General features: G+C 44.8%; 18 protein-coding genes and 1 tRNA gene. 12 read left to right on the forward strand and 7 right to left on the reverse strand.

Features of this window, described 5'->3' with window-relative positions; translation table 11 throughout:
* Window positions 1-54: 54 nt before the first annotated feature.
* The 4 genes from Q1A86_RS06670 to Q1A86_RS06685 all read left to right on the forward strand — a co-directional run bounded on the left by Q1A86_RS06670 (window position 55) and on the right by Q1A86_RS06685 (window position 5,759).
* Window positions 55-1,314, forward strand: coding sequence for an alkaline phosphatase (locus Q1A86_RS06670; protein ID WP_299804663.1), 1,260 nt, complete (start codon window positions 55-57; stop codon window positions 1,312-1,314).
* Between the two features lie 333 nt (window positions 1,315-1,647).
* Window positions 1,648-2,676, forward strand: a complete 1,029-nt coding sequence (locus Q1A86_RS06675) for a class I SAM-dependent methyltransferase (RefSeq protein WP_299804475.1) — start codon at window positions 1,648-1,650, stop codon at window positions 2,674-2,676.
* Window positions 2,677-2,856: 180 nt separating this feature from the next.
* Window positions 2,857-4,521 carry a DUF342 domain-containing protein gene (locus tag Q1A86_RS06680; RefSeq protein WP_299804477.1) on the forward strand — a complete coding sequence of 555 codons (1,665 nt, stop codon included), beginning with the start codon at window positions 2,857-2,859 and terminating at the stop codon, window positions 4,519-4,521.
* A 101-nt stretch (window positions 4,522-4,622) separates the two neighbouring features.
* Window positions 4,623-5,759: a site-2 protease family protein gene (locus tag Q1A86_RS06685; RefSeq protein ID WP_299804479.1), complete on the forward strand. Its 1,137-nt coding sequence runs from the start codon at window positions 4,623-4,625 to the stop codon at window positions 5,757-5,759.
* Between the two features lie 76 nt (window positions 5,760-5,835).
* Here the strand turns inward: Q1A86_RS06685 and Q1A86_RS06690 are convergent, their stop codons facing one another.
* A complete protein-coding gene (locus Q1A86_RS06690) occupies window positions 5,836-7,749 on the reverse strand; it encodes a S9 family peptidase (protein ID WP_299804481.1) in 1,914 nt (637 codons plus the stop codon).
* Between the two features lie 416 nt (window positions 7,750-8,165).
* A tRNA-Leu gene (locus Q1A86_RS06695) sits at window positions 8,166-8,250 on the reverse strand.
* 341 nt (window positions 8,251-8,591) lie between these two features.
* Between Q1A86_RS06695 and Q1A86_RS06700 the strand changes: the two genes are divergently transcribed.
* On the forward strand, window positions 8,592-8,726 hold the full coding sequence (locus Q1A86_RS06700; RefSeq protein ID WP_012153859.1) for a DUF3149 domain-containing protein: 135 nt from the start codon (window positions 8,592-8,594) through the stop codon (window positions 8,724-8,726).
* A 278-nt stretch (window positions 8,727-9,004) separates the two neighbouring features.
* Here Q1A86_RS06700 and Q1A86_RS06705 read toward each other — a convergent pair whose 3' ends face one another.
* Both Q1A86_RS06705 and tcdA read right to left on the reverse strand, forming a co-directional pair.
* Window positions 9,005-9,622: a superinfection exclusion B family protein gene (locus Q1A86_RS06705; protein ID WP_299804484.1), complete on the reverse strand. Its 618-nt coding sequence runs from the start codon at window positions 9,620-9,622 to the stop codon at window positions 9,005-9,007.
* Window positions 9,623-9,787: 165 nt separating this feature from the next.
* Window positions 9,788-10,603, reverse strand: a complete 816-nt coding sequence (gene tcdA, locus Q1A86_RS06710) for a tRNA cyclic N6-threonylcarbamoyladenosine(37) synthase TcdA (RefSeq protein WP_299804486.1) — start codon at window positions 10,601-10,603, stop codon at window positions 9,788-9,790.
* Window positions 10,604-10,978: 375 nt separating this feature from the next.
* On the opposite strand from tcdA, the gene Q1A86_RS06715 reads away from it, so the two are divergent.
* Window positions 10,979-12,043: a porin gene (locus Q1A86_RS06715; protein ID WP_299804488.1), complete on the forward strand. Its 1,065-nt coding sequence runs from the start codon at window positions 10,979-10,981 to the stop codon at window positions 12,041-12,043.
* Between the two features lie 651 nt (window positions 12,044-12,694).
* Window positions 12,695-13,738 (forward strand): porin, encoded by a 1,044-nt coding sequence (locus Q1A86_RS06720; RefSeq protein WP_299804491.1) that lies wholly within the window; start codon window positions 12,695-12,697, stop codon window positions 13,736-13,738.
* A 275-nt stretch (window positions 13,739-14,013) separates the two neighbouring features.
* On the opposite strand, the gene Q1A86_RS06725 is transcribed toward Q1A86_RS06720, so the two are convergent.
* Window positions 14,014-14,673 (reverse strand): thiopurine S-methyltransferase, encoded by a 660-nt coding sequence (locus tag Q1A86_RS06725; RefSeq protein WP_299804494.1) that lies wholly within the window; start codon window positions 14,671-14,673, stop codon window positions 14,014-14,016.
* Between the two features lie 220 nt (window positions 14,674-14,893).
* On the reverse strand, window positions 14,894-15,235 hold the full coding sequence (locus Q1A86_RS06730; RefSeq protein ID WP_220758999.1) for a hypothetical protein: 342 nt from the start codon (window positions 15,233-15,235) through the stop codon (window positions 14,894-14,896).
* A 245-nt stretch (window positions 15,236-15,480) separates the two neighbouring features.
* On the opposite strand from Q1A86_RS06730, the gene Q1A86_RS06735 reads away from it, so the two are divergent.
* Entirely contained in the window at window positions 15,481-17,283 is a 1,803-nt protein-coding gene (locus Q1A86_RS06735) for a protein kinase (protein WP_299804665.1), read from the forward strand.
* Here the strand turns inward: Q1A86_RS06735 and Q1A86_RS06740 are convergent.
* On the reverse strand, window positions 17,280-17,864 hold the full coding sequence (locus Q1A86_RS06740) for an FxsA family protein (RefSeq protein WP_299804500.1): 585 nt from the start codon (window positions 17,862-17,864) through the stop codon (window positions 17,280-17,282). The two genes, Q1A86_RS06735 and Q1A86_RS06740, sit on opposite strands and share 4 nt — an antisense overlap.
* 318 nt (window positions 17,865-18,182) lie before the next feature.
* Here Q1A86_RS06740 and cutA point away from each other — a divergent pair, with 318 nt between their 5' ends.
* From cutA to Q1A86_RS06760, 4 genes are all read left to right on the forward strand, one after another.
* Complete coding sequence (gene cutA / locus Q1A86_RS06745; RefSeq protein WP_299804502.1) at window positions 18,183-18,506, forward strand: divalent-cation tolerance protein CutA; 324 nt, start codon at window positions 18,183-18,185, stop codon at window positions 18,504-18,506.
* A complete protein-coding gene (locus Q1A86_RS06750) occupies window positions 18,503-20,335 on the forward strand; it encodes a protein-disulfide reductase DsbD (RefSeq protein WP_299804505.1) in 1,833 nt (610 codons plus the stop codon). The genes cutA and Q1A86_RS06750 overlap by 4 nt, the downstream gene beginning before the upstream one ends.
* Window positions 20,336-20,517: 182 nt before the next feature.
* Window positions 20,518-22,176 (forward strand): cation:proton antiporter family protein, encoded by a 1,659-nt coding sequence (locus tag Q1A86_RS06755; protein WP_299804508.1) that lies wholly within the window; start codon window positions 20,518-20,520, stop codon window positions 22,174-22,176.
* A gap of 68 nt (window positions 22,177-22,244) precedes the next feature.
* The gene (locus Q1A86_RS06760; protein WP_299804510.1) at window positions 22,245-23,171 is read left to right on the forward strand and encodes a hypothetical protein; all 927 of its coding nucleotides are present in this window, start codon (window positions 22,245-22,247) and stop codon (window positions 23,169-23,171) included.
* Window positions 23,172-23,211 lie beyond the last annotated feature (40 nt).

The raw sequence follows: 23,211 nt of genomic DNA on the forward strand, positions 1-23,211 counted from the left end.
GGATTCGGCATGAACTTAAAGAGAACATTCACTTGGGCACTTTGTGCCCTCGTTATGTTACCCCTATCTGTATCGGCCAACGTCGATATTCATGAGACACCATCACGCCCTAAAAACATGATTATCATGATTGGTGACGGTATGGGGCCGGCCTACACCAGTGCTTATCGTTATTACCAAGATAACCCCGATACCGAAGAGATAGAGCAGACTGTTTTTGATAGGCTGTTAGTGGGCATGGCGTCGACCTACCCGGCAAGGAAGAGTGGCTATGTTACCGACTCGGCCGCATCAGCTACCGCACTGGCAACCGGCGTCAAAAGTTATAATGGCGCCATCTCAGTCGATGTAGATAAGCGCCCGCTTACAACCATAATGCAGATGGCTAAAGCCCGCGGCATGGCGACGGGTGTAGCCGTAACTTCTCAAGTTAATCATGCGACCCCTGCGGCCTTTCTTACCCATAACGAGAGCCGTCGCAACTACGATGAAATAGCACAAAGCTATCTTAACTCCGATGCCGATGTGCTCCTTGGCGGAGGCCAAAAGTACTTCCCTGAAGATCTGCTTAAGCAGTTTACAGCCAAGGGCTACCAGCATATTGAGCAACTGAGTCAACTCGATAGTTTGACCCAAGGCAAGGCCTTAGGCCTGTTTGCCGAGGTGCAATTACCTTGGGTTATCGATCAGCAAGACTCGACTCAATTAAGCGTGCTAACCCAAAAAGCTCTCGATTTGTTATCTCAAAATGACAAGGGCTTCGTGCTTTTAGTCGAAGGTAGCTTGATTGATTGGGCTGGTCACAATAATGATATCGCCACGGCCATGGCAGAGATGCACGGCTTCGCTAATGCAATTGAGGTGGTCGAGCAGTATGTACGAGCCAATCCTGACACCTTGATGGTGGTGACCGCCGACCACAATACTGGTGGACTCTCAATCGGTGCCAACGGTGAGTATGCTTGGGATACGGCGTTACTTAAAGGCATTCAAGCAAGCCCAACGAGTATCGCCGAGCAAGCTATCGCCATCGACGATTGGCAGACATTAGTGAGTCAGCAGCTAGGTTTTGAACTTAAAGCTGAAGAGCTACTGAGTCTTAGCAACGCCAGAATGCAAGGAAAAGTCGCGTTAGATACTGCCTTAAAGCTGCTTATCGATAACCGCAGCTTTACCGGCTGGACCACCAGCGGCCACACCGGTGGTGATGTGCAGGTGTTTGCAGCAGGGCCTGCAGCCGATCTATTTAAGGGTAATCAAGACAATACCGATATCGCAGAGAAGATGATAAGCCTGCTACCTAGGGTGAATTAGTCTCTCGACTAAGATATAAAGGCCGCCACGACGCCATGGTATTAGGCATCGTGGCGGCCTTTTTATTGGCAAATGCTCAGAACTAACATTCCCAAACGATTACGATATATATGGGGATGGTCAGTTAAATCCGCATTCCAAAACGGTTACGGTATATGTGGGGGTGGCCAGTTAAATTCGTATTCAAAATACGGTTACGGTATATGTTGGGGTGGCCAGTCAAATTCGTATTCAAAATACGGTTACGGTATATATGAGAACGGCCAGTTAAGTTCGCATTCCAAAGTCGTTGCGGTATAATTGCAGCTAATTAAAAGTCGACCTTGAATACACATGCTAACCAACGCTTCGCAAGTCCTCCTCAGAAACAGTGATTTAGTTAAAGACCAATCGGTATTAGTGCTCAACTATGAAAGTGATCACCTGCCAAAAGAGTTGTTAGCTACCGCCAGCAGCGTCTGTGGATTAGCATTAGACTATCATCACCATCTGCAGATGCAGCCCTATGCCAGTGCAGATCTACAACTGTATTTTGGCCATCAGTTGCCAACCGATGATCTGTTTGACTCTGTGATCGTTTATTTCCCAAAGGCAAAGGCGTTAGCACCTTATCTATTTAACCTCGCGGCCAAGCACTTAAAACCTCAAGGCCAACTTGTTGTTGTCGGTGAAAATAAGGGCGGGATTAAGTCACTTCCTAAGCAACTGCCTAGCTATTTTGATAAAGCCTTTAAAGTCGATAATGCCCGTCACTGCATCGTGTTTACCAGTGAGCTAAATTCGCCTGCTCCAGAGTTAAAACTCAAGGACTGGCTCAGTCGCTACCAACTCGATACTCCTCAAGGGCAAATAACTATTTGTAATTTGGTCGGTGTATTTAGTGAGAAGAAGCTCGATGAAGGCACCCAATTACTACTCGCTAATTTACCAAAAATGAGCGGTAATGTGCTCGATTTTGGCTGCGGTGCAGGCGTTATCACCGCCGCTTTACTCAAGGCTCAACCTGAACTCAAGCTTGAGTGTGTCGATATCAATGCTATGGCACTCGCCTCTTGCGAGCTAACCCTAGAAGCGAATGGATTTAAGGCTAAGGTCTTTGCATCCGATGGCCTAACGCAAACATCTCTGCGCTATGACGGTATTATTTCAAATCCACCGTTTCATGACGGCTTAGCAAGCACCACGAATATTGCGACGACTTTCGTGAAAGACAGTGCCGATAACTTAAAAGCCGGTGGTATTTTCCATATTGTGGCCAATCGTCACCTGCCCTACTCTGACACCATTGCCGAAAACTTCGGTTCAGTAAACGTGGCAGCCGAAAATAACAAATATAAGATCTATTCCAACATAAAATCTTAAACCAGCCTCACATCGCCTCTAAGTCCAGGATTATCCCATCAATTCTGTGACTTAGAGCATCCCCCCACCGCCTTTTATTCACACTATTCACCTTAGACACTTTTTAACCAAGCTCTTATGTGGTTATACTCGTTGAGCAGTCTCTTAAAATAATAAAAATAATAAAAATATGGGGTTTTTATGTTGCGCCCAGAGCTCATTGAGTTTAGTCAAGATAACCAAAAAGCCGAATTAAAGATCGTTCCCAACCTCCATGGGCCGATAACTGAAGATGACTTACTGCAATTATTAGCACTAGCAGAGTTTTCTAGTCTCTGTCCCTTACACGCGGTTATTACTCAAGCCGTCATTCAAGTTAACCAGTTGCATCCTCAAGATGATGGCAAAGTTGAACTATTTTTTGAAATAGCTGAAAGACGTGACGCCGAAATAAGCTTCGAGATCTCCTGCGACAAGATGCAAGCGACTATGGCGTTGACCGCAGCGTTTGGGGGCAAAGATTTAGGCCTTAGAGATATACTGCAAAACCTCAAGCTACAGCGCATCAGCATGGGGCTGAGCAAACCAAAAATAGAAGCCTTATTAGCCCAGTTTTCTACCCTGTCACCCGGCGCAAAATGCCACAGTGTCATCGCCAATGGCCGGGCAGCGGTGAATGGCACGCCAGCCAAGCTTGAAAGAAAAGTGTCCCTAGCAAGGGAGCGATTATTACAGCCGCAAAAGAACAGTGATGGCACAGTCGATATGCGTAATCTTGGTGCAGTCATCATGGTCAAACCTGGCAACATACTGATTGAGAAGCACCCAGCGACTCAAGGCGTCAACGGCTATAACGTCTATGGTGAAACGCTTATTGCAAAACCGGGGAAAGATCTTAAGTTCACCGCAGGCAACGGCACTGAATTTTCGGCACATAACCCCAATCAACTCATCGCAACGGTGGCAGGCCAACCAGTAGAAACCCCATCGGGAATGCAGGTCGATGATGTTTTACAGATAAAGAATGTCGATGTGGGTTATGGTCACGTCGATTTTAAAGGCAGCGTACTGATCACCGGTGATGTCGGTGAAGGCATGGTAGTTAAGAGTGCTGGCGACATTACTGTGATGGGCTTTGTCGATTCCGCGACCCTTGAGGCCAAAGGCGACATTACAGTCAGTAAGGGGGTCATTGGCCGCCAACTGAAAAACCTCAGCCTATCGACTAAGTTAGTCGCCCAAGGTCAGATCAGCGCGCAATTCGTGCAGTACTCCCAACTTAAGGCTAAGGGCAATATTTTAGTGACTAAGCAGCTACTGCATAGTCACACTCAGACTCAACAACAATTAATCGTCAGTGATTCCAGCGCTCGCCGAGGCGATCTTGTTGGCGGTAAAGCAGAGGCCAGTAAAGGCATAAAGGCTGTCGCTATCGGCGCAACTGCCGACACCAAAACCGAACTCTTCTGCGCCATGGAACTGGGCGAATTAAAGCAGCAACTCAAGCAGCTAGACCAAAGCATTAAGTCCATGGTTGTTGTAGGCTTAAATATCGAGGCTCAACTCAGAAAACTTCCTCCTAAAGAGCAGTGGCAAGGAGATGCCATGATGGTTGAGCAGGTGAAAGTCATGCTCGATGAGAAGCGCCGTACGGCGATGTTCCGCGCCCAAGAGGAACTTGAATTTGAGGCGTTAAAGCTAGAGATAGAGGGCTACTATAAACACTACTGTATTGATGCGCTCAAGCATGTTTTCTCCAATGTAGAGCTCCATATCGGAAGCGCATTTCAACGCACTCAAAGAGAACATGGTCCCTGCCAGATCAGATACGAAAATCAAGAGATCTGCTTCGATTACAGCCATTAGCGAGTGGTTACGCCCTATTTCAGGGTAATTAAACAACTTTCAAGCGCTTCTAGCTTTCCTTGCACAAGGCATTCACGGCATAATTAGTCCACTTTTATCCTTTGAGTTATCACGTGGAATTATTGAAAATCGATTGCCTTGGCAAGCCCTTACGCTTAGAGGGTTCTCTTGCTGGTTGGCAACAACTATTTTGGGGCGATAGCTTAGTCTCCGTTATTCAAGCAAGCCCAAATAATGAAGGCCTAAAGAGCCATGATTTTGAGTTATCGATTCAAGATCCAGTTTTAGCGCAAGCAGGCGATGCAGAACTCCCACCGTTAAAGACCATTAAGATCACTCTTGAAACCGATCTCCAGTGGCAACCCTTTATCATTGATTATCGTCTACTGAAAGATGATGAAGTGGTCACCACAGGGCAACGCACCACCAAAGACATTGAACGCCAAACACCAACGACTCCGATTGCCGAAAAGCGCCAATTTAGTATGGTTGGCCTAGCATCACTTGGCTTTAAGCTTTTAAAGAGCGCCAAGGTCATTAAGGTGCTGCTAGCTGGCGCGAGTGTCGCCGCCTACTCTTGGTTATTCTCATTCCAATTTGCACTCGCGCTTATCGCCTGTTTGGTGTTTCATGAGTATGGCCATATTAGGGCGATGAAGTACTTCGGTATGAAAACTAAAGGGATCTACTTAATCCCCTTTATGGGGGGGCTCGCCTTAAGTGATGAGAAGATTAACACCCGCTGGCAAGATGTCGTGATCTCGATTATGGGGCCAACCTTTGGCCTATTTATGTCGCTAGCCTCTCTTGTGGCCTACTGGATTACGGGCAATATTTTCTTCGCCGGCTTAGCCACCTTCAACGCTCTGCTGAATCTGTTTAACCTACTGCCAATCCTGCCCCTAGATGGTGGACATATACTCAAGAGCATTAGCTTCTCGATGAACAGCATGATGGGGTTAGTTGCCTGTATTCTTGGCGCCGCTGTGGGTGTGTATATCAGTTATTCGCTAGGACTTGCTCTACTAGGCTTTTTGCTGCTTATTGGTAGTGCGGAGATTGTGTTTGAGTGGAAGACACGCCATCAAAGTCATCTGTTACCACTGGATCGATATGGCCAGATATTCTCTGCAGTCTGGTACTTCTTAACCGTTGGCGCCCTTATCGGTATCATCTGGTACTTTGCGGCAAGTGGTGATGAGATGCTCGCCTTACCACTAGAGATCTTAAAGAGCTAATCGCTGCGATTCAGGCAATAAAAAAGGGCATTAATTAATGCCCTTTTTACTGCTTAAAATCAACTGAAGCTAATGGCTAATCGCCAATATGCTTATCTAAAAAGTTAAGTATGGTCTTGTTAGCTTCGATGATATTTTCTTCTTTATAAAAGCCATGACCTTCTTTATCTTTCACTAGCCACTCGTAGGGATGGCCTTTTTTATCCATCGCCTCTTTCAAGGCTAACGCATGTTCAAAATGAGCACGTTGATCGTCTTCACCATGAATGATTAATACTGGTGCTTTTAGCTTATCGAGATTATGTACCGGAGACTGGGCTATCAGATCGGCTGTACCTTTGCCTAAGGTCTCATCTAGGTAAGCACCTCCCCACGTGAGCTCTTTAATATCCCCTTCGCTATAGAGCATCTCTAAGTCGTAAACTCCCACATAACCGATAGCACACTTAAAGGCGTCAGGCTTACGTATCGCGCTTTGTAGCGCCGAATAGCCGCCAAAGCTGGCGCCAAATATACAAACTCTATCTTTGTCTGCGATACCTTGCTGGATAGCATATTGAGTCGCGAGTAGAATATCGTCTTGAATCTTTGTGCCCCAATGACCGTAACCCGCTTCTTCAAAGTTTTTACCATAGCCCGCCGAGCCACGAAAGTTGACTTGCACCACCGCATAACCAGCACTTGCTAACAGCTGCACTTGAGAATTATAACCCCAGTAATCACGGGCATGCGGGCCACCATGGGGTAGCACGACAGTAGGTAAGTTTTCACTTTTACCCACAGGCAGAGTCAATAAACCATTCAGCACTAGACCATCTGGGGTTTTAATTCGAAAAGGCTCCGTTGCTGCTAGTTGCGTTTTATCAACCCACTTAGCACTACTGAGTAAAAACTTAGCGCTCATGTTTTCAGTATCAAACAGATAAAACTCACCTGGATTTTTGTCACCAGAAACATGCACCACGGCTAAACGGCCATCGCGCGTCATACTGGTAATGGCCACGCTGTCACCATTAAACGCACCCGCTAATGCCTTATGTAATTTAGCTTCCTCTAAGTCTGGCTCGATAAAAAGATAGGTTGGATAGTCTTCATCCATTCTAAGACCATAAACCCCATTGAGACTCGAAGAGATAGGATAGGTTGGATCGGCTATATCACTTTGATAAAGTAGAGTTTCTTTTCCCGTCGCGAGATCATACTTAAAGAGGCCTTTTGGCTTACCATCAACACTTTTTAGTGCATAAACACCTTGGTTGTCTTGAGTAAATCGAATAGGAGAAAACTCCCCCTCAAACTCTTCGCCAAATGGTTGCCAATCTTGGTTTTTACCCTTTGAGTAAAAGAGTTTAGCGTTATAATTCTTATCGATTCCCGCAACAAATCTGGGATTACCATCGTTGTCGACTAAAAACTGACTATAGGCAATCGGTGCCTTTTTAATGCGTTTTTCGCGACCATTGTAGACGTTTAAACGCACCACACTCGGACGGATATCGCTGCGCCTATCCATAAGCTGTTTACGGATCAAAATATGCTTGTTGTCGCCATCTAGGTTATCTAATAAAAATCCAGCGTAGCCAGCAAGTACAACTCCACCTTTAGAGCGATAACCAAAAATCATTTTGCGCTTACGGCCATCGTAGTTAACGCCAAAAATTTCGCCATAACTTAATGGCAGCTCTAATGCGCCCCTTACCTGCTCAAGCTGAACAATCACTCGCTCATCGTTAACCCAGAAATAGTCACCGGCCTGATCACGCTCCCCGCCATTAAGGGTGTAGGTCACCTCAAAACTGTCGGTCTCTAAAAATGCTAATGTCTTACGACCTTCATCATTTACCAGTACCGCAAGATGCTTACCATCGGGAGAAATTTTTACATTATAAAACTCTCGGTGCTTAGAGAGGTCCTCAACAGAAATAGCCAAAGCGCTGCAGCTGAGCATTGCAACGCTTACGCTGGCAATCATCCTTTTTATCAATTTCATTTAAATATCCTTTTATCCATCTGGCACACGCAAAACAAACCACCAATCCGATAACAATTTTACAACCAAGGAGAAACAAATCAACTGATTTACGCTCAACTTAAACTTACTAAACCACAGATTTATATTAGAAAAATAGGTTTTCCTAATATTTAGTATTAACTCAATTCTATAAAAAAAACGGCTTATGCCGGTTTTTCATTTATCACGCTCAAAACAAGATCTGGCATGTGATGCGCCATATATAAACCATAAAGCAAATTGGGAGACTGATGAATAGAGGCTAATAAACTGATAAAAAAGGGAACAAAGGGAACAAAGGGAAATGTAAATTCGGAGTGAAGTGCGCTAAGCCTAGCATAGCCAAATTACAGGCATAAAAAAACCTGCTCGATGGCAGGTTGCTTTGTTGATAATGGTACCTGAGGACGGACTTGAACCGTCACTTCTTTCGAAATCGGATTTTGAATCCGACGTGTCTACCAATTCCACCACTCAGGCATTATCAATAATACTTACTTAAATCTGCTCGACCTCAGTAAGTGAACGGAATTATACCTACCAGCAGATGAATGGCAAGTACTTTGAGGCAAGCTTTGACTCAAGTGACCATTTTTCAAGCTCAAGCATGCTTATACGCTCACTATCCATGCAAAGTCGCTATCTCGACTCGAACATCGACAAGCACTCAAAATTAGCAAAACATGATCTACAACATAATTATTAACAATAAGCGCTCATTCCGTTAATAACAGGTGCTATTTTTGACAGAGATCAAAAAGTGTACTTACGCCTCGGCGTATCGTTAACGGGAACTCAGAAAAAGAAAGAGGATTTCGCAAATGGCATTCTGGTTAGATTTGATGTTTGGCAACCCAATAGGTTTGCTCTCGATGATAGTTATCTTTAGCACAATAGGCATCATCTCCTATCTGATGTGGATGTTCTATACCAAGTCTGCGGATCCCGAGAATTAGCTTTCAATGTTCTTTCTAATGCAGGGGGCTATTCGCCCCCCCTTTTTTTGTCCAAACAAACAGCCACAACCAAAGTTGATAAATTCTAAATAACTAGCCTGTATTGCTGGTAAATTAAGCCTAAATCTGATTAATCAATAAAAAACTAAAAACAGGGCTTAGTTTTAAAAGCGATAAACCACGAAGCGCTCATTTCGCGTCCTCTGTGGTGCATTCTCATCTTTATAAAGGCATCAAATTTTCGCAGAGCAAAGTTCTTAAATGAATGTCATTACTCGCTAGGCTGCGTGCTTTCTCGGTGCGGCCAGAGTATTAACGAAATGTGGCCGCGCCTTAATCAAATTTTTCATCTCTTCAGCGCTTGGCTCGCCAACAGGGAAGCGTAATACCTGGCGGTTTAAGTGAACCCTTGCACGCATCGAAATCTTAAAGTCTGCGGTTGATCCTTGAATCGCATAATGCTGTTGGTTGCCTAAATACTCCAAAATTCCAGCTTTCGATAAACTCTTAACGGCAGGCTCTAGTTCTGGCAAAGTAAGAATGGTTTCCCCTTGCAGAAAAAACTCCCTTAGCAAAGCACGTTCCATTGGATCGAGTAGCTTAACCTTCTCTTCTATTACCTCTACCGAACGTTTATCACTAAAGTAACTAATCGCTTCATCGAGAAAATAGTTAAGCAGAAGCGTCAATAAATAAGCGGCACCAATGATCAAGCCTAATCCAATAAAATGAGCATGATTTTGCAACAGCTCATCTAGGCTTAACTGCGCCAGCAGTGCTTGCGGAGCCAGCAATAGTGCCGCACAAGCCAGTGTTAGCCATAGCATGCTGGTAAAAACCAACTTTTTAGCCGAGATCATTTTAAAAGAAGATGTATTGAAAGCCACTTTTTGCATAGCCGTATCCAGTGTCAGAATTCTGTTCCTACGCAAATAAAAGCAATAATAATGCCAGTATTTTCACTGAAGCTAACTAATTCTGAATAAACAGGCACAAAAAAGGCGCTGAATTAGCGCCTCTCTAGCTACAAAGCCTTAAGCTCTATTTATGTCTGCAGAAATCTATTGTGCCTTAGCGGCAAGCTTAGTTAATACACGACTCGTGGCAACAAATCCGAAGGTCCCAGTAACGACAGTCACCGCACCGAAACCTGACGCACAATCCATCCTCATGCTACCTTCTGCTGTGGCCTTAGTGCTGCATACAGTGCCGTCAGCTTGCGGATATACCAGTTGCTCCGTTGAAAATACCGCTTCAATGGCAAAACGACGGGCTACATTTTTAGAAAAGTTATACTCACGTCTAAGCATATTGCGGACTTTGGCCAATAACGGATCTTGGTAGGTCTTGGCTAAGTCGGCAACCTGCACCTGAGTGGGATCCATCTGCCCTCCCGCTCCACCTACAGTTACAATCGGTAACTTTTGACGTTTACACCAGGCAATCAGGGCTGTCTTGGCTTTAACCGAGTCGATGCAGTCCACCACATAATCGAGATTGCCGCCCTGCTTCTTACCTTGAAAATACTCAGACAAATTTTCAGGTGTAATAAAGTCTTCCACTTCATTCACAATACACTCTGGGTTAATCTGCTTTAATCGCTGCGCCATCACCTCGACCTTAGACTCACCAATGGTGTCTTTTAACGCATGAGCCTGCCTGTTGGTATTGGTCACACAGATATCATCTAAATCGATAAGGGTGATCTGTCCGATACCACTTCTTGCCAAAGACTCAGCAACCCAAGTGCCGACACCACCGATCCCCACTACGACAACATGGGCCTGTGCAAAAAAGCTTAAAGCCTGTTGACCATATAAACGGCCGATACCTGCGAAGCGATTCAAGTAAGCGTCTGACAAAGTGTGATTATTCAAAATGATACTCAGTGTAAAAAAGTAGAAAGTGAAGCTTGATACAGATTTTATCTCAAAAGTGAATAAAACTCTAAAAAAATAAACCCAACCACAGTTACATCTGTAAAGCAAAACAACAAAACTCACCGACTAGACACCTGAAATGCTTCAGCTGTTAATTTTTATTCAAACTATTGTTTTTTATAGGTAAAAACAACTGACATGTATCACATAAGATCTGCGAACTGTGACAAGCGTCACGCATGAAAGTTCCATTTCCGTGCAAGAATCTCATCCGACAAATAACAGCTTCACTCTTGTTAGCCCGCAAAATAGGGCTAACGATTATTGATAGCCTGCAACTATAAAATAGCGATTCGCTACAGGAATATGAAAATGAAAAAAACTGTTCTGTCTGCCACTATTATTTCAGCACTAGCCGCCACTTCTTTTACAGCACTTGCTGATGGCCCAAATTTCTACGGCCGTGCCGATCTTGCAATCACTAACTCTGATATGGGTATCGCAACCCAAAACCAAAAATCAGGTACTATCATTGAGAACAACTTCTCTTGGTTAGGTGTGAAAGGCACTGAAGCGATCAACAGCGATCTTGAAGTGGTTTATCAAATGGAGTTTGGCGTAAGCAACTTCGATAACTCTAATAACACTTTCTCTGCGCGTAACACTTTCCTAGGGCTTAAGTCAGCAACAGCTGGTACCATCCTAGTGGGTCGTAACGACACTGTATTTAAAGCATCTGAAGGTGGCTTTGACATTTTCGGTAACACTAACTCTGATATCGACCTATTAGCGGCTGGTCAGTCTCGTAGCGCCGATGGTTTTAGCTACTACTCACCAAAGATTGCCGATCTAGTGACATTAAATGCCACTTATTTAATGGACGACAACTACGATCAAACCAATGCTCAAGGTGAAGACATTTACACTGACAACATGTATGCATTGAGTGCAACTGTTGGTGATAAAGGTCTTAAAGCACAGAACTATTACGTTTCTGCTGCCTACAACGATGGCATCGACAACGTAAAAGCTTACCGCGGTGTGGCTCAAGTTAAGCTTGGTCAAGTTATCTTAGGTGGTTTGTACCAGAACAGTGAACACGTTGACAGCAAGTTCTCAAACCTAGAAGGCGACACCTACTTCGTAAACGCAGCTTATGTAATGGGCAACCTAAAACTTAAAGCTATGTACGGTAGTGATGACTCAGGTTTAGGTAAGTATGTTAGCCGTTACGTAGGTGGCACTGATGGTGCAACGCTAGAAACAGTTAGCGATGTGGATCTACAACAGTTCAGCGTTGGTGCGGATTACCGCCTAAGCAAGAACACTCTAGTATACGGCCACTACACTAAGTACGATGGCGATATGAAGCTTAGTGGTTTTAGCCATGACCTAAGTGACGATATCTTCACTGTTGGTATGCGCTTCGATTTCTAATTAGACTTTTCGTCTGTTACTCCTCAGGCTAAGAAAAGCAAGAAAGGGCAACAGAGGTATGAGTCAATTCTCAAAGGCAGCTTAGGCTGCCTTTGCAATTTCTGCTTCAAGTGTTCATTTTCAACTCCACTCCTTATTCAATTCTTTACTCAACTCCTTACTCTACTACCGACTTTACTCGATAAGATTTTTTATATTATGCAACCGCAAATGCCCGTAAATACAAGACTCTCAACAAGAAAAGTGGATATTCACCTCTTTGACTAATTTAACGTCCTCAAAACGCCTCCTGTACATTTTTCACACAAGCATTCCAATAGCATAATTGCGTCGACATTGAGTAACTAGTTCACGAATAAAGCGGTAAAGCATTCAGCGAAAACACCTGTGAATACCTATTTATAGATACATTTAAATCGTTAGTTCCATATAAGTTACCAAACAGATAACTAAAACCGCCTAATCGTCACAAAAAAATCTCAATTCAGTGTTTAACCCTTGAAAACATGATCTAGTCCACAATTAAAAATCCATAAAACTGTAATATTTGCCCCACAGTTGTTATGCGCTCGGATGCTTGTAACAAAAACAAAAGTTTATGTAATAAACCATAAGAAACGAATAGGAACTTAGGTTCTGGGAGCAAATGAAATGAAAAAGACGCTAATCTCGGCATCAGTGGCATCAGTTTTAACCCTAGCTTCTTTCGGCGCGCTAGCCGATGGTCCTAGCTTTTACGGTCGTTTAGATCTAGCTGTGACTAACACAGATAATGGTGCAACACTTCAAGGTGGCACTAACGGTGCTAAAGTTGGTGAAAGCGGTACTTACTTTGAAAATAACTTCTCTCACATCGGTGTTAAGGGCAGCGAAAGCCTAACTAACAACATCGACGTTATCTACCAGATGGAATTCCAAGTAGAAAACACTTCAAGCAAAGGTGACGTATTTAAAGCGCGTAACACTTTCCTAGGTCTTAAGTCTCAAGCTGGTACTGTACTTGTTGGTCGTAACGACACTGTATTCAAGCAAGCTGAAGGTGGCGTAGATATCTTTGGTAACACTAACGCCGATATCGATCGTCTAGTTGGTGGTCAAACTCGTTCTGCAGACGGTATCTGGTACTACTCGCCAAAGATCGCTGATCTAGTAACGTTAAACGCGACTTACCTAATGGAAGACAACCAAACTGATAAGGCTGGTAATCCAATTGATGAAGATCAGTACGCACTAAGCGCGACTATCGGTGACAAGAAACTTAAGGCACAAAACTACTATGTAGCTGCTGCCTACAACACTATCGGTGGCATCGATGCATACCGTGGTGTGGCTCAAGTTAAATTGGGTGACTTCAAAATCGGTGGTCTATTCCAGAACACTGAAAGCCAAACAACTGATCAAGAAGGTAACACTTACTTCGTAAACGTTGCTTACAACCTAAACGGCGTTAACCTAAAGGCTGAGTACGGTAAAGACGAAGCAGGTTTTGGTAAGTACTACTCAAACATCTCTGATGTAGACGGTTCAGACGTAAACGTTCAGTCAATCACTGTTGGTGCTGACTACAAGATCTCTAAATCAACTATGGTATATGGCCACTACGCTATGTACGAAGGCGACCACAAAGTGGGTACAGCTAAAGTTGACCTAGCAGATGACAACGTATTCACTGTTGGTGTACGTTACAACTTCTAATCGAATGAGTCTGTAGACTCTTACGATTTTAAGCCATAAAAAAGCGACCTTAGGGTCGCTTTTTTGATCTGGTAAAATGATAAGAGAAGATTCGAGGACGCTTCGTTTTAAAAAAGGGACTAGCTCCTAGGACGCTTCGCTACGAGGACGGGCTACGCCCAGCTAGGAAGAGAATAAAGCAAAAAACATCATCTTTGCTCTTTCTTAGCTTTTCCGGCTTTTACCATCTTTGCCTTTCCTAGTTCCTAGAACCAGCCTTTCCTAGAACCTGCTTTTCAACCTTTTCTAACTAACTTATAAACTGACTCCGTCAGCCATGAAACCTGCTTGTTCACGAAACGAGGGTTCTCACTTAACACATCTTCACTCGCTAAACGCTCTATCTCAAAGTCTACGGCGAGGTTGGCCTGCACCCAATCGTCTGATACAGCGAAAGGCGGTCCATTTAATTCTGCTTGAGGATAGTCGAGGGTAATTAATAGTCCAACACTGTTTGCCGGAATAAGCTTAGCGAGTTGACGGGCATAGGCTCCACGCATCTCTTCAGGCCAAGCAATCAAGGCGGCGCGATCGTAAAAAGCCTTGGTACTCGGCATCTCTGCAGCATCTAGGGTAAAAATATCACCCTGATAGATGGTGACTTGTTCGGTGTGAAAACGTTGGTGTTCAGCTACAGTGCTAACATCAACAGTCAGAGCATTTTCACGATAAAATTGCTGCACGGCCAACTCGTTTAACTCGCAGCCTAAGACGTCATGGCCCTGCTCTGCTAAGAAGCACATATCTAATGACTTGCCGCACAGAGGAACAAATACCTGAGTATTTGCGGCGAGCTCAAGTTGTGGCCAGTATTTTATAAGGAGGGGATTAACTGCACTTAAATGAAAGCCTATCTGTTGGGCATCCCATTTGTCGTGCCAAAAACTTGGCTGCATTGTTCAAGGTCCATATCAAAGAAAACCAAGGTATGACCTAGCACTTGAATATCCTCAGGCGAGAACGACTAACATCTCACTGAAGTTAGCTCTCACTGAAATAAGCAGGACTCAAGACTTGATATACCACTTTGGCCTTACTCTATAGACACAATTAAGCAGAAGCAAAACTTATCAGCGGCGTCTCACTTTAAATACCGAGTCAAAACTACCGACTTGATTACACCTTCAGCACTTGCTGCACTTTCTTTAACCATACACAGTTTTCACATTCACATTGACGGCGGGACAGATGGTGCGGCGTTAAACTCGAATCGATGAAATCGACTGCGACCAGAAGTTGCTGCTTCAGCTCTTCGACCGATTTTTTCTCAACCGCGACGGTTTCATCATTGTGATTCATCCAGGTGCATTCCATACCTTGATGACAATTAATGCACTCCATATCGGTATGGTTAAAGAACCCAGCATGAGGGCAATAATTCAGTTCCATTGACTGAAGGATTCGACGCCTAGGGTATTCAAGCAGTTCAATTAATTGTAATTTGTCTAATCCTGACATAGCCACCTCTGTGTTGATATGTAAGCCTTTTTATCTGGCTTATATCATTTATAGTCTTACTAACTAAAGATTACCTCTCTCTTATTCTCATAGGCTTGATGTGCATCAATATCTAACCCGAAAATATTGGTTAGGTGTCACTAATGCCGGCTTTTTATAAGCAACGACTATTGCTTTAAATTGAATCTGCTTGGACTTTATTACAGCTTGTTGATTTAATGGAGTTCACACAAGAGGGATCGCCATTGCAAACACCTGAACTTCAACATTTTTACATCTCAGAAGAGCAATCTATCTATCTGCTCGGTGCTCACGATGCTCGTAAACATAGAGCCTGGATCCGCCTGTGTAAGCAGCAGCTAGGCAAGTTGGGGTATCAAGAATTGGAGTTAGTCGGTAAAGGCGCCTATGGCTTTGTATTTGCTGGCGTGAATAAGCTAGGGCAGGCTCACGTATTTAAGTTCTCTCGCCTAACCTTGCCTCAGCATATTCAAGACCGCCTTGAAGAGGAGGCCTTTATGCTATCGCAGGTCATTCACCCAAATGTGCCACCTGTGATTAAGTTTGAGCATGTCGGCAAACAAGGGATCTTAGTCATGGCAAGGGCTCCAGGTGAAGATCTCGAGCAACTCTGCATTCGAGTCGGCGCATTACCTGTAGCCACAGTGATGAATATCGCCCGCCAACTCGCCGCCATCTTGCAGTATCTACACAATGGTCGTCCGCTTATTCATGGCGATATCAAACCTTCTAACTTAGTTTATGACGTCGAGACGCAACATCTCTCCCTCATTGACTGGGGCTCGGCTGTATTTGCTCAGCGAGATAATGATGGTAATCCGGTTAATGGCAATGTGATGGACTTGATGTCCAGCGATCAGCAGCATACCAACGCTCGAATGGGCGATGTCTACTTCATCGGTGACGAACAACTCAATGGGGCGCTCTCTAGTCCAAGATTTGATGAGCAAGGGGTCGCAGCCACCTTATATGCCCTAGCCTCTGGTCAGGCGAGCCGTTTTGGTAGCAAGGTGATCCCACCGACCAGTATCGGCCTTCCCATCGAACTGGCTAGAACCTTAGATGGCATGCTCAGTGAGGACCCGCTACAGCGTAGAAAAGCTGGCGATTACTTTTTAAAGAGTATGAGTCACAGCCACCGTATGCATCTACCCGAGATTGATTCGGCAGCGCTAACTGCAGAGATCCCGGTGTGGATCCTACCTAGAGATAAAGAAGTTGAGACGGTGAGCTATAGCTCGCGTAAGGCATTCTTAAAAGAACATAATGGCCATGACCCCATAGCTAAGATGGATGATCTGCAGCTTGAAAAGTATTACCGCAACTTTATGGCTGGCATGGGAGATACCGAGAAAGGTTTTATCGCCGCAGTTGGTCGTCTTAGCCAATACGCCATTGTCGGTGGTCTAGCCATTCATTGGCGTGAGACAGGGGTGTTTATCGACTCCAATCTAGCGATTTACAAGCCTGAGCAAAAACACGCCATCACAATCGCAGTCAATAACATGGTGACATTGGCTCGCGGGATCCGCCGCATCGGAGTTTTTAAAGCCTGTTTCTTTAACGCCCGAGATACCTTACATATTGAACGTGAAGACAGTACACAGCCTTTCGTTACAGGCAGCGATCAACAATTACCATTTGAAGTGGGTAACGTGCCATCTCTAGAGGATAAGTCTCGCCTGCACTCCTACTTTGAAGATGGCCGAGACCCAGAGGAGAACTTAGAATTGCCCAAAGAAATCATGACCGAACTGGGCTGGATAAACCAAATTCACCATACTGGCTGTATCATCTTTGAGGTATTGCCTAATCACATGAAGATCCATAGCTACTTACGGCTACTCAATCCAAGGAAACAGGCCGCATTTAGGGCAAGCCTTGATAGGATCTTGGCTCATGTAGATAAAATTCAGGGCAAAGGGGTGTCAGGTTTTATGAAGTTGCCTTATAAGAACACCCGTAAATTTAACCATATCAACTGTAAAGCCGATCGCTTCTACCCTAGAAATCCCAAACAGAGTTAGGCCTTTGGCTGTTTGTCATCGTTTGGCTGATTACTCGCATCATTGACTTGATGGCTCTCGGGACGCTTGTCGCTCGGATCAGGCTTACGTTCGAAATCACCATCGAATGTATTGCCTTGGTCAAAAGGAGAATTGTCGCTATCAAATGGATTGTGCCCTTGTGGACCCATACCAGGACCAAATCCTGGGCCGAAACCCGATTGAAAGCCACCGTTTGCTTGCACTTTTAGCTGCATACGCTTGTAGAAGAATTTTGCGACAGGAATACGAGTAAATGGCGTCAGTAACACCAGACCGATAAAATCGGTGACAAAGCCCGGGATCAGCAATAAAAGACCTGCAACGGCTAACATCATGCCTTCGACAATCTCTTGTCCCGGCGCTTCACCACGAGCAAGTTTTTGTTGCACCTGCATCAAGGTACTTATCCCTTGACTACGCACTAAAGAGACACCCACTACCGCAGTAAAAATTACCAACGCAACAGTTGTCCAGCTGCCTAAAACCTCACCAACACGGATCAGCACAGATAGCTCCATCACAGGGACTACCACGAATATTAATAACAAAATAAAAAACACACTGACCTCACATTTTTTGCTAGTGATGAAAACTAAATTGGGGCGACTCGGTCTACTTTCAAGTCGTTGCCTATTTGGTGCTACTACATAAGAGTATAAATCCTAACTGATGCAGCAATTAGGTGCCTAATTGTAAGCAAAAACTACTGGCATCACTATTTTAGCCACACCTTAATGCAAGGCTAAGTTAAAAGACGTAAAGTATCGATTAGATTTTTAAAAACTGTTCGCTTTAAGTGAAGTCATTGTAATCTGAACGACACAATACAATAGTTGGCTTAATACAATTTTAATCTGTTGGAAAATAGAAATAGTGTCATGCAAAACGAATTTTTGTTAGTCATCACAACTTGCCCGACTCAAAATCAGGCTAAATCGCTTGCCCATGAGTTGGTCAAAGCCAAACTCGCTGCCTGCGTGCAGATATCACAAGCGGTGACTTCGGTATATGAGTGGCAGGGGCAAGTATGTGAAGAACAAGAGTTTGTTGTACACATAAAATGCTTAGCGCAACATTACAATGCCATCGAGCGACTTATTTCAAAGTTACACCCCTATGATGTACCCGAGCTAATCGCACTCCCTGTGACCCAAGGATTGCCAGCCTATTTTGATTGGATAAAAGAAACCACACAGCCATGAAAAGAATCATAAACCTGTTTTTAGCCTCACTACTACTGCTGACGCCACTGGCACATGCAGAGGGTATTTTCAGTAGTAATAAGTTTGACTTTTTAAAGGGCGAGCCTGAGCTCATGCCTGTCGATCAGGCATTCGTGTTCGACTTTAAACAGCAAGGCGACCAAGTCAGAATTAGCTGGGTCATCGCCGACGGTTACTACATGTACCGCGACAAGCTTAAATTCGAAGCAGCCGACGGTGCCGTCTTAGGTGAAATAGCGCTGCCACAAGGTAAGCCTCACACCGATGAATACTTCGGTGAGCAAGAGGTTTATTACACTTACGTCGAGATGCCCGTCGCAATCAAAGAGTCGGTTGCTGGCGGCAAGTTAAATGTCACCTTTATGGGCTGTGCCGAGGGCAAGCTGTGTTTTCCACCGACCAAGAAAACGGCTGACTTAACCGAAGTCGCTGCCAATGATGGTCTGCTAAGCGATACCGATAAGTCGCTAGGTAGTGTCGATGCAACGGCAACTCCTGCTGAAGCCACCAGCGCACCTATCACGCAACAAGATACCCTAAGCGCTATGCTTGCGGGCGATAGCCTTATCTGGACTTTAGTCATCTTCTTCGGTCTAGGTGTCGGTCTAGCGCTAACTCCTTGCGTATTCCCTATGTATCCAATCCTGTCAGGGATCATCGTCGGCCAAGGTAAGAAGCTTTCTACGGCTAAAGCCTTCAGTCTGTCGATGGTTTACGTCCAAGGTATGGCCATTACCTACTCGTTAGTAGGGCTTATCGTTGCCTCGGCAGGTATGAAGTACCAAGCGGCATTGCAGCACCCTGCCGTGCTTATTGTATTGGCAATACTCTTCTTTGTATTAAGTCTGTCAATGTTTGGCCTGTACGATCTAAAACTGCCTTCTAAGTGGCAAGAGAAGATGAACTCGCTGTCGAATAATCAGAAGGGCGGCAATGTCATTGGCGTGTTTGTGATGGGGATTATCTCAGGCCTCGTTGCCTCGCCTTGTACCACGGCTCCGCTATCAGGCGCGCTAATCTATGTGGCGCAAACTGGCGACTTAATGCAAGGTTTCTTAGCCCTGTATGTGTTGAGCATGGGTATGGGCGTACCGCTACTGATTATTGGTACCTCTGGCGGTAAGATCTTACCAAGAGCTGGTAGCTGGATGGATGTCATCAAGACTATCTTCGGTTTCTTACTCATCGCCGTGTCCATCGTGATGCTAGGGCGGATCTGGCCAGGCTTTATCTCAGATCTACTTTGGTCTATCTGGGGTATCGCACTTGTTGGTTACCTAATGCATCAAAACAAACTCACCGAGTTTAACTGGAAGCAAACCACCCGTTCGGTACTGCTCATGTTGTCATTATTAGCGAGTTTCTCCTACGGTATGCAGGCAGTAATGGCTAAACTTGGTTTTAGTAACCATGCAGTAGTTAATAGCTCGAGTGAGGCTCAAAGTCATGGATTCAAACGTATCAAGTCATTAGAAGACTTGAATAGCGAGATCGCAGCTGCAAGTGCTCAAGGCAAGACGGTGATGTTAGATCTTTACGCCGACTGGTGTGTGGCCTGTAAAGAATTTGAAGCTATTACCTTTAAAGATGCACAGGTTCTAGAGCGTATGAACAAGATGGTACTGCTGCAAGCTGACGTCACTAAGAATGATGCAATTGATATCGAATTGCTGGAGCACTACAACATTCTCGGCCTACCTACGTTGTTAATGTTCGATGAAAATGGCGCTATCCGTGATGATCTTCGTGTTACCGGTTTTATGCGACCAAAGGCCTTTGCCGAGCATCTAGACCACTTAGTAAAGTAAGCTTTAGTAACACTCATTAGCTTATATCCAAGCCCCAGTTTATTGTAATAAGCTGGGGTTTTTCTTTATATGCCCCTCAATGCTACCCTCATCATAAATCGCCAAAATTATTCACATTTTTCAGCTCAACTTCATAAATTTCTTATACAATGGTGCATCATTCCATATTAAAAAGGAGCATCATGGAACCCGCCATACTCATTATCACCTTAGCCTGCGGCATGTTAGTTAGCCGTGTGGGACTTCCCCCTCTAATTGGCTATCTTGTTGCGGGATTTGTGCTGTTTCTATTCGGAATTGAAGAATCTAGCCTTCCTATGTTGGAGCAGCTGGCTAACTTAGGTGTCACCTTACTGTTATTCGCCATTGGCCTGAAGTTAGATCTTCGCAGCCTATTTAAAGCCGAGGTATGGGCAGGCTCAAGTTTGCACCTAATGGGCTCCATGCTGTTTTTTATCCCGCTACTAAAACTGCTTGGCCTGTTAGGGCTAGAACAGCTTACAGGTCTTGAACTTAACCAGCTCGCCCTACTCGCCTTCGCTTTAAGTTTTTCCAGTACTATCTTTGCGGTAAAGGTGCTCGAAGATAAGGGTGATATGCAGACGCTTTATGGCCGCGTCGCCATTGGTATCTTGATTATGCAAGATATCTTTGCGGTCGCTTTTCTCACCATCTCTAAGGGAGATATTCCCTCTTACTGGGCGTTAGCATTACTGCTATTGCCGCTGGCAAAGCCTCTCATTTACAAGGCATTCGACCGTGTTGGCCACGGTGAATTATTAGTGCTATTTGGCTTAGTCATGGCGCTTGTCATGGGCGCAGGATTATTTGAGCTTGTTGGCCTAAAACCGGATCTCGGCGCGCTCATCATAGGTATTTTACTGGCGGGTCATCCAAAATCTTCGGAGCTAGCAAAATCTCTGTTTTACTTCAAAGAGCTGTTCTTAGTTGCCTTCTTCTTGACCGTTGGTCTCAACGGTTTACCGACCTTCTCCGATATAGGCTTAGCGGCAATCTTAGTGGTCGTGGTGCCGATAAAGGTCATTCTATTTATGTACTTATTGACGCATTTTAAACTGCGTTCACGTACGGCCTTGATGACCTCATTTAACTTAGGTAACTACAGCGAGTTCGGCTTGATTGTTGCTGCAGTGGCCACATCGAAAGGCTGGCTCCCCCCACAGTGGATGGTGATCCTAGCGGTAGCACTCAGCTTTAGCTTTCTATTTGCAGCGCCACTTAATACCGCCTCTAGCCGTATCTATCAAAAGTTCCAAGGCAAGCTTAAGCGCTTAGAGAAACACCCTCTTCATCCTGAAGATAGACCTATCCCCGTCGGTAACCCTCGCTTTCTTATCTTAGGTATGGGACGTATCGGTTCTGGTGCTTATGATGAGCTCAGGGCGCGTTACGATGGTGAAATACTGGGGGTCGAGCATAAGCAAGAACTGGTGGACTTTCATATTTCCGAAGGCAGAAATGTAGTACAAGGTGATGCATCCGATACTGACTTTTGGGAGAAGCTTGATAAAGCCCCTCACCTTGAATTGGTGCTACTGACGATGCCTCATCACGTGGGTAACCAGTTTGCCGTCGAGCAACTGAAACGTCTGGATTACCAAGGAAAACTAAGTGCTATCGTCAAGTATAAAGAGGATGCTCAGTCACTGAGCGAGTCTGGAGTGCACAGTGTTTATAACCTCTATGAGGCCGCAGGTGCTGGTTTTGTTGAACACCTGGTCAAGGAGTTACTGACTCCAAGTGGCGCTGCGCCGGATAACCCCGATGCGATCAACCGTCAAAATGAGGCGAACGCATTAGACAATGAGCAAAAGGCCTAATTGTATACATTATCCCTGTTATAGCGTATGTTATTTGTTAACGAGTATATAATGACCGATAACATACAATGCCAAATAATAAAAACTCTACTCTGGCGGGTTATGCATTTCTAACAAGCCTACTTCTTATTCCCAGCAGCATTCAGGCTGCTGGGTTCGATATCTGGATCTATCCCCTCGATTACAACGACACCAGCAAACAATGGAGCCTAGGTGAAGCTCAAGCCGTCACTGAGCGCAATGGCTACGACAACCAACCTAGCTTTAGCCCCGATAGCCAAAACCTGCTATTTACTTCAGACAGAATAAACGCACAAAACGATATCTATCAGTATCGCCTCACTGACAGCAGTCTTAGCCAACTGACCTTTACTCCCGAGCAGAGCGAATATTCACCGCAAGCTTTCGAAAATGGCACTGATAGCTATCAGCTCAAGTATGTGGTCGAGCAAGGTGTGCCGCACCAAAGTGTTTGGCAACAAACGAGCAATAGCCCACGCAAGCGTGCCATCAATAGTTATATTCCAACGGGTTACTTTGCTAGCGATGCGCAATTAGGCACCCTCATTTGGGCAAGGTATGCCTATAGTCTCTATTTTGAACCTAAGGGCGAAACTGCCGATGAGCGCCACTTTGTGGTAGACAACGTTGGCCGCAGTATCCACACCATTCCCAATGACCGCGCCTTTAGCTACCTACATAAGCAGCTTGATGGCGACAGAGTGATTAAGCGTTTCTCGCCACAAGACAATAGCCACAGCCGATTAATAACACTGCCTAGTAGCGCAAGCGAAGACTATGCCTGGAGTCAGAATAATTGGCTTTTAAATATAGATGATGGCCATTTACGCGGCTGGAACTCAGCATCTATACAGCAGCCAGACTGGCAAATACTGAGTCCAATCAAGGCGCCGAGTGAGCGTTACCTAAATGCCTCTCGTATTGCTATTAGCCCTGACAGCAAACACTTAGCTGTAGTTTGGCAACGAAAATAAACTTCAAAATCAAGAATAATAATTAATGAAGAGTCACACC

The sequence above is a fragment of the uncultured Shewanella sp. genome (assembly GCF_947497935.1).
Lineage (GTDB): Bacteria > Pseudomonadota > Gammaproteobacteria > Enterobacterales > Shewanellaceae > Shewanella.

Excerpts from the sequence above, each read along its gene's own strand:
- Q1A86_RS06670 (WP_299804663.1), top strand. The coding sequence starts at position 55 with ATGTTACCCCTATCTGTATCGGCCAACGTCGATATTCATGAGACACCA.
- Q1A86_RS06675 (WP_299804475.1), top strand. The coding sequence starts at position 1,648 with ATGCTAACCAACGCTTCGCAAGTCCTCCTCAGAAACAGTGATTTAGTT.
- Q1A86_RS06680 (WP_299804477.1), top strand. The coding sequence starts at position 2,857 with ATGTTGCGCCCAGAGCTCATTGAGTTTAGTCAAGATAACCAAAAAGCC.
- Q1A86_RS06690 (WP_299804481.1), bottom strand. The coding sequence starts at position 7,749 with ATGAAATTGATAAAAAGGATGATTGCCAGCGTAAGCGTTGCAATGCTC.
- Q1A86_RS06700 (WP_012153859.1), top strand. The coding sequence starts at position 8,592 with ATGGCATTCTGGTTAGATTTGATGTTTGGCAACCCAATAGGTTTGCTC.
- Q1A86_RS06705 (WP_299804484.1), bottom strand. The coding sequence starts at position 9,622 with ATGCAAAAAGTGGCTTTCAATACATCTTCTTTTAAAATGATCTCGGCT.
- Q1A86_RS06715 (WP_299804488.1), top strand. The coding sequence starts at position 10,979 with ATGAAAAAAACTGTTCTGTCTGCCACTATTATTTCAGCACTAGCCGCC.
- Q1A86_RS06720 (WP_299804491.1), top strand. The coding sequence starts at position 12,695 with ATGAAAAAGACGCTAATCTCGGCATCAGTGGCATCAGTTTTAACCCTA.
- Q1A86_RS06725 (WP_299804494.1), bottom strand. The coding sequence starts at position 14,673 with ATGCAGCCAAGTTTTTGGCACGACAAATGGGATGCCCAACAGATAGGC.
- Q1A86_RS06730 (WP_220758999.1), bottom strand. The coding sequence starts at position 15,235 with ATGTCAGGATTAGACAAATTACAATTAATTGAACTGCTTGAATACCCT.
- cutA (WP_299804502.1), top strand. The coding sequence starts at position 18,183 with ATGCAAAACGAATTTTTGTTAGTCATCACAACTTGCCCGACTCAAAAT.
- Q1A86_RS06750 (WP_299804505.1), top strand. The coding sequence starts at position 18,503 with ATGAAAAGAATCATAAACCTGTTTTTAGCCTCACTACTACTGCTGACG.
- Q1A86_RS06755 (WP_299804508.1), top strand. The coding sequence starts at position 20,518 with ATGGAACCCGCCATACTCATTATCACCTTAGCCTGCGGCATGTTAGTT.
- Q1A86_RS06760 (WP_299804510.1), top strand. The coding sequence starts at position 22,245 with ATGCCAAATAATAAAAACTCTACTCTGGCGGGTTATGCATTTCTAACA.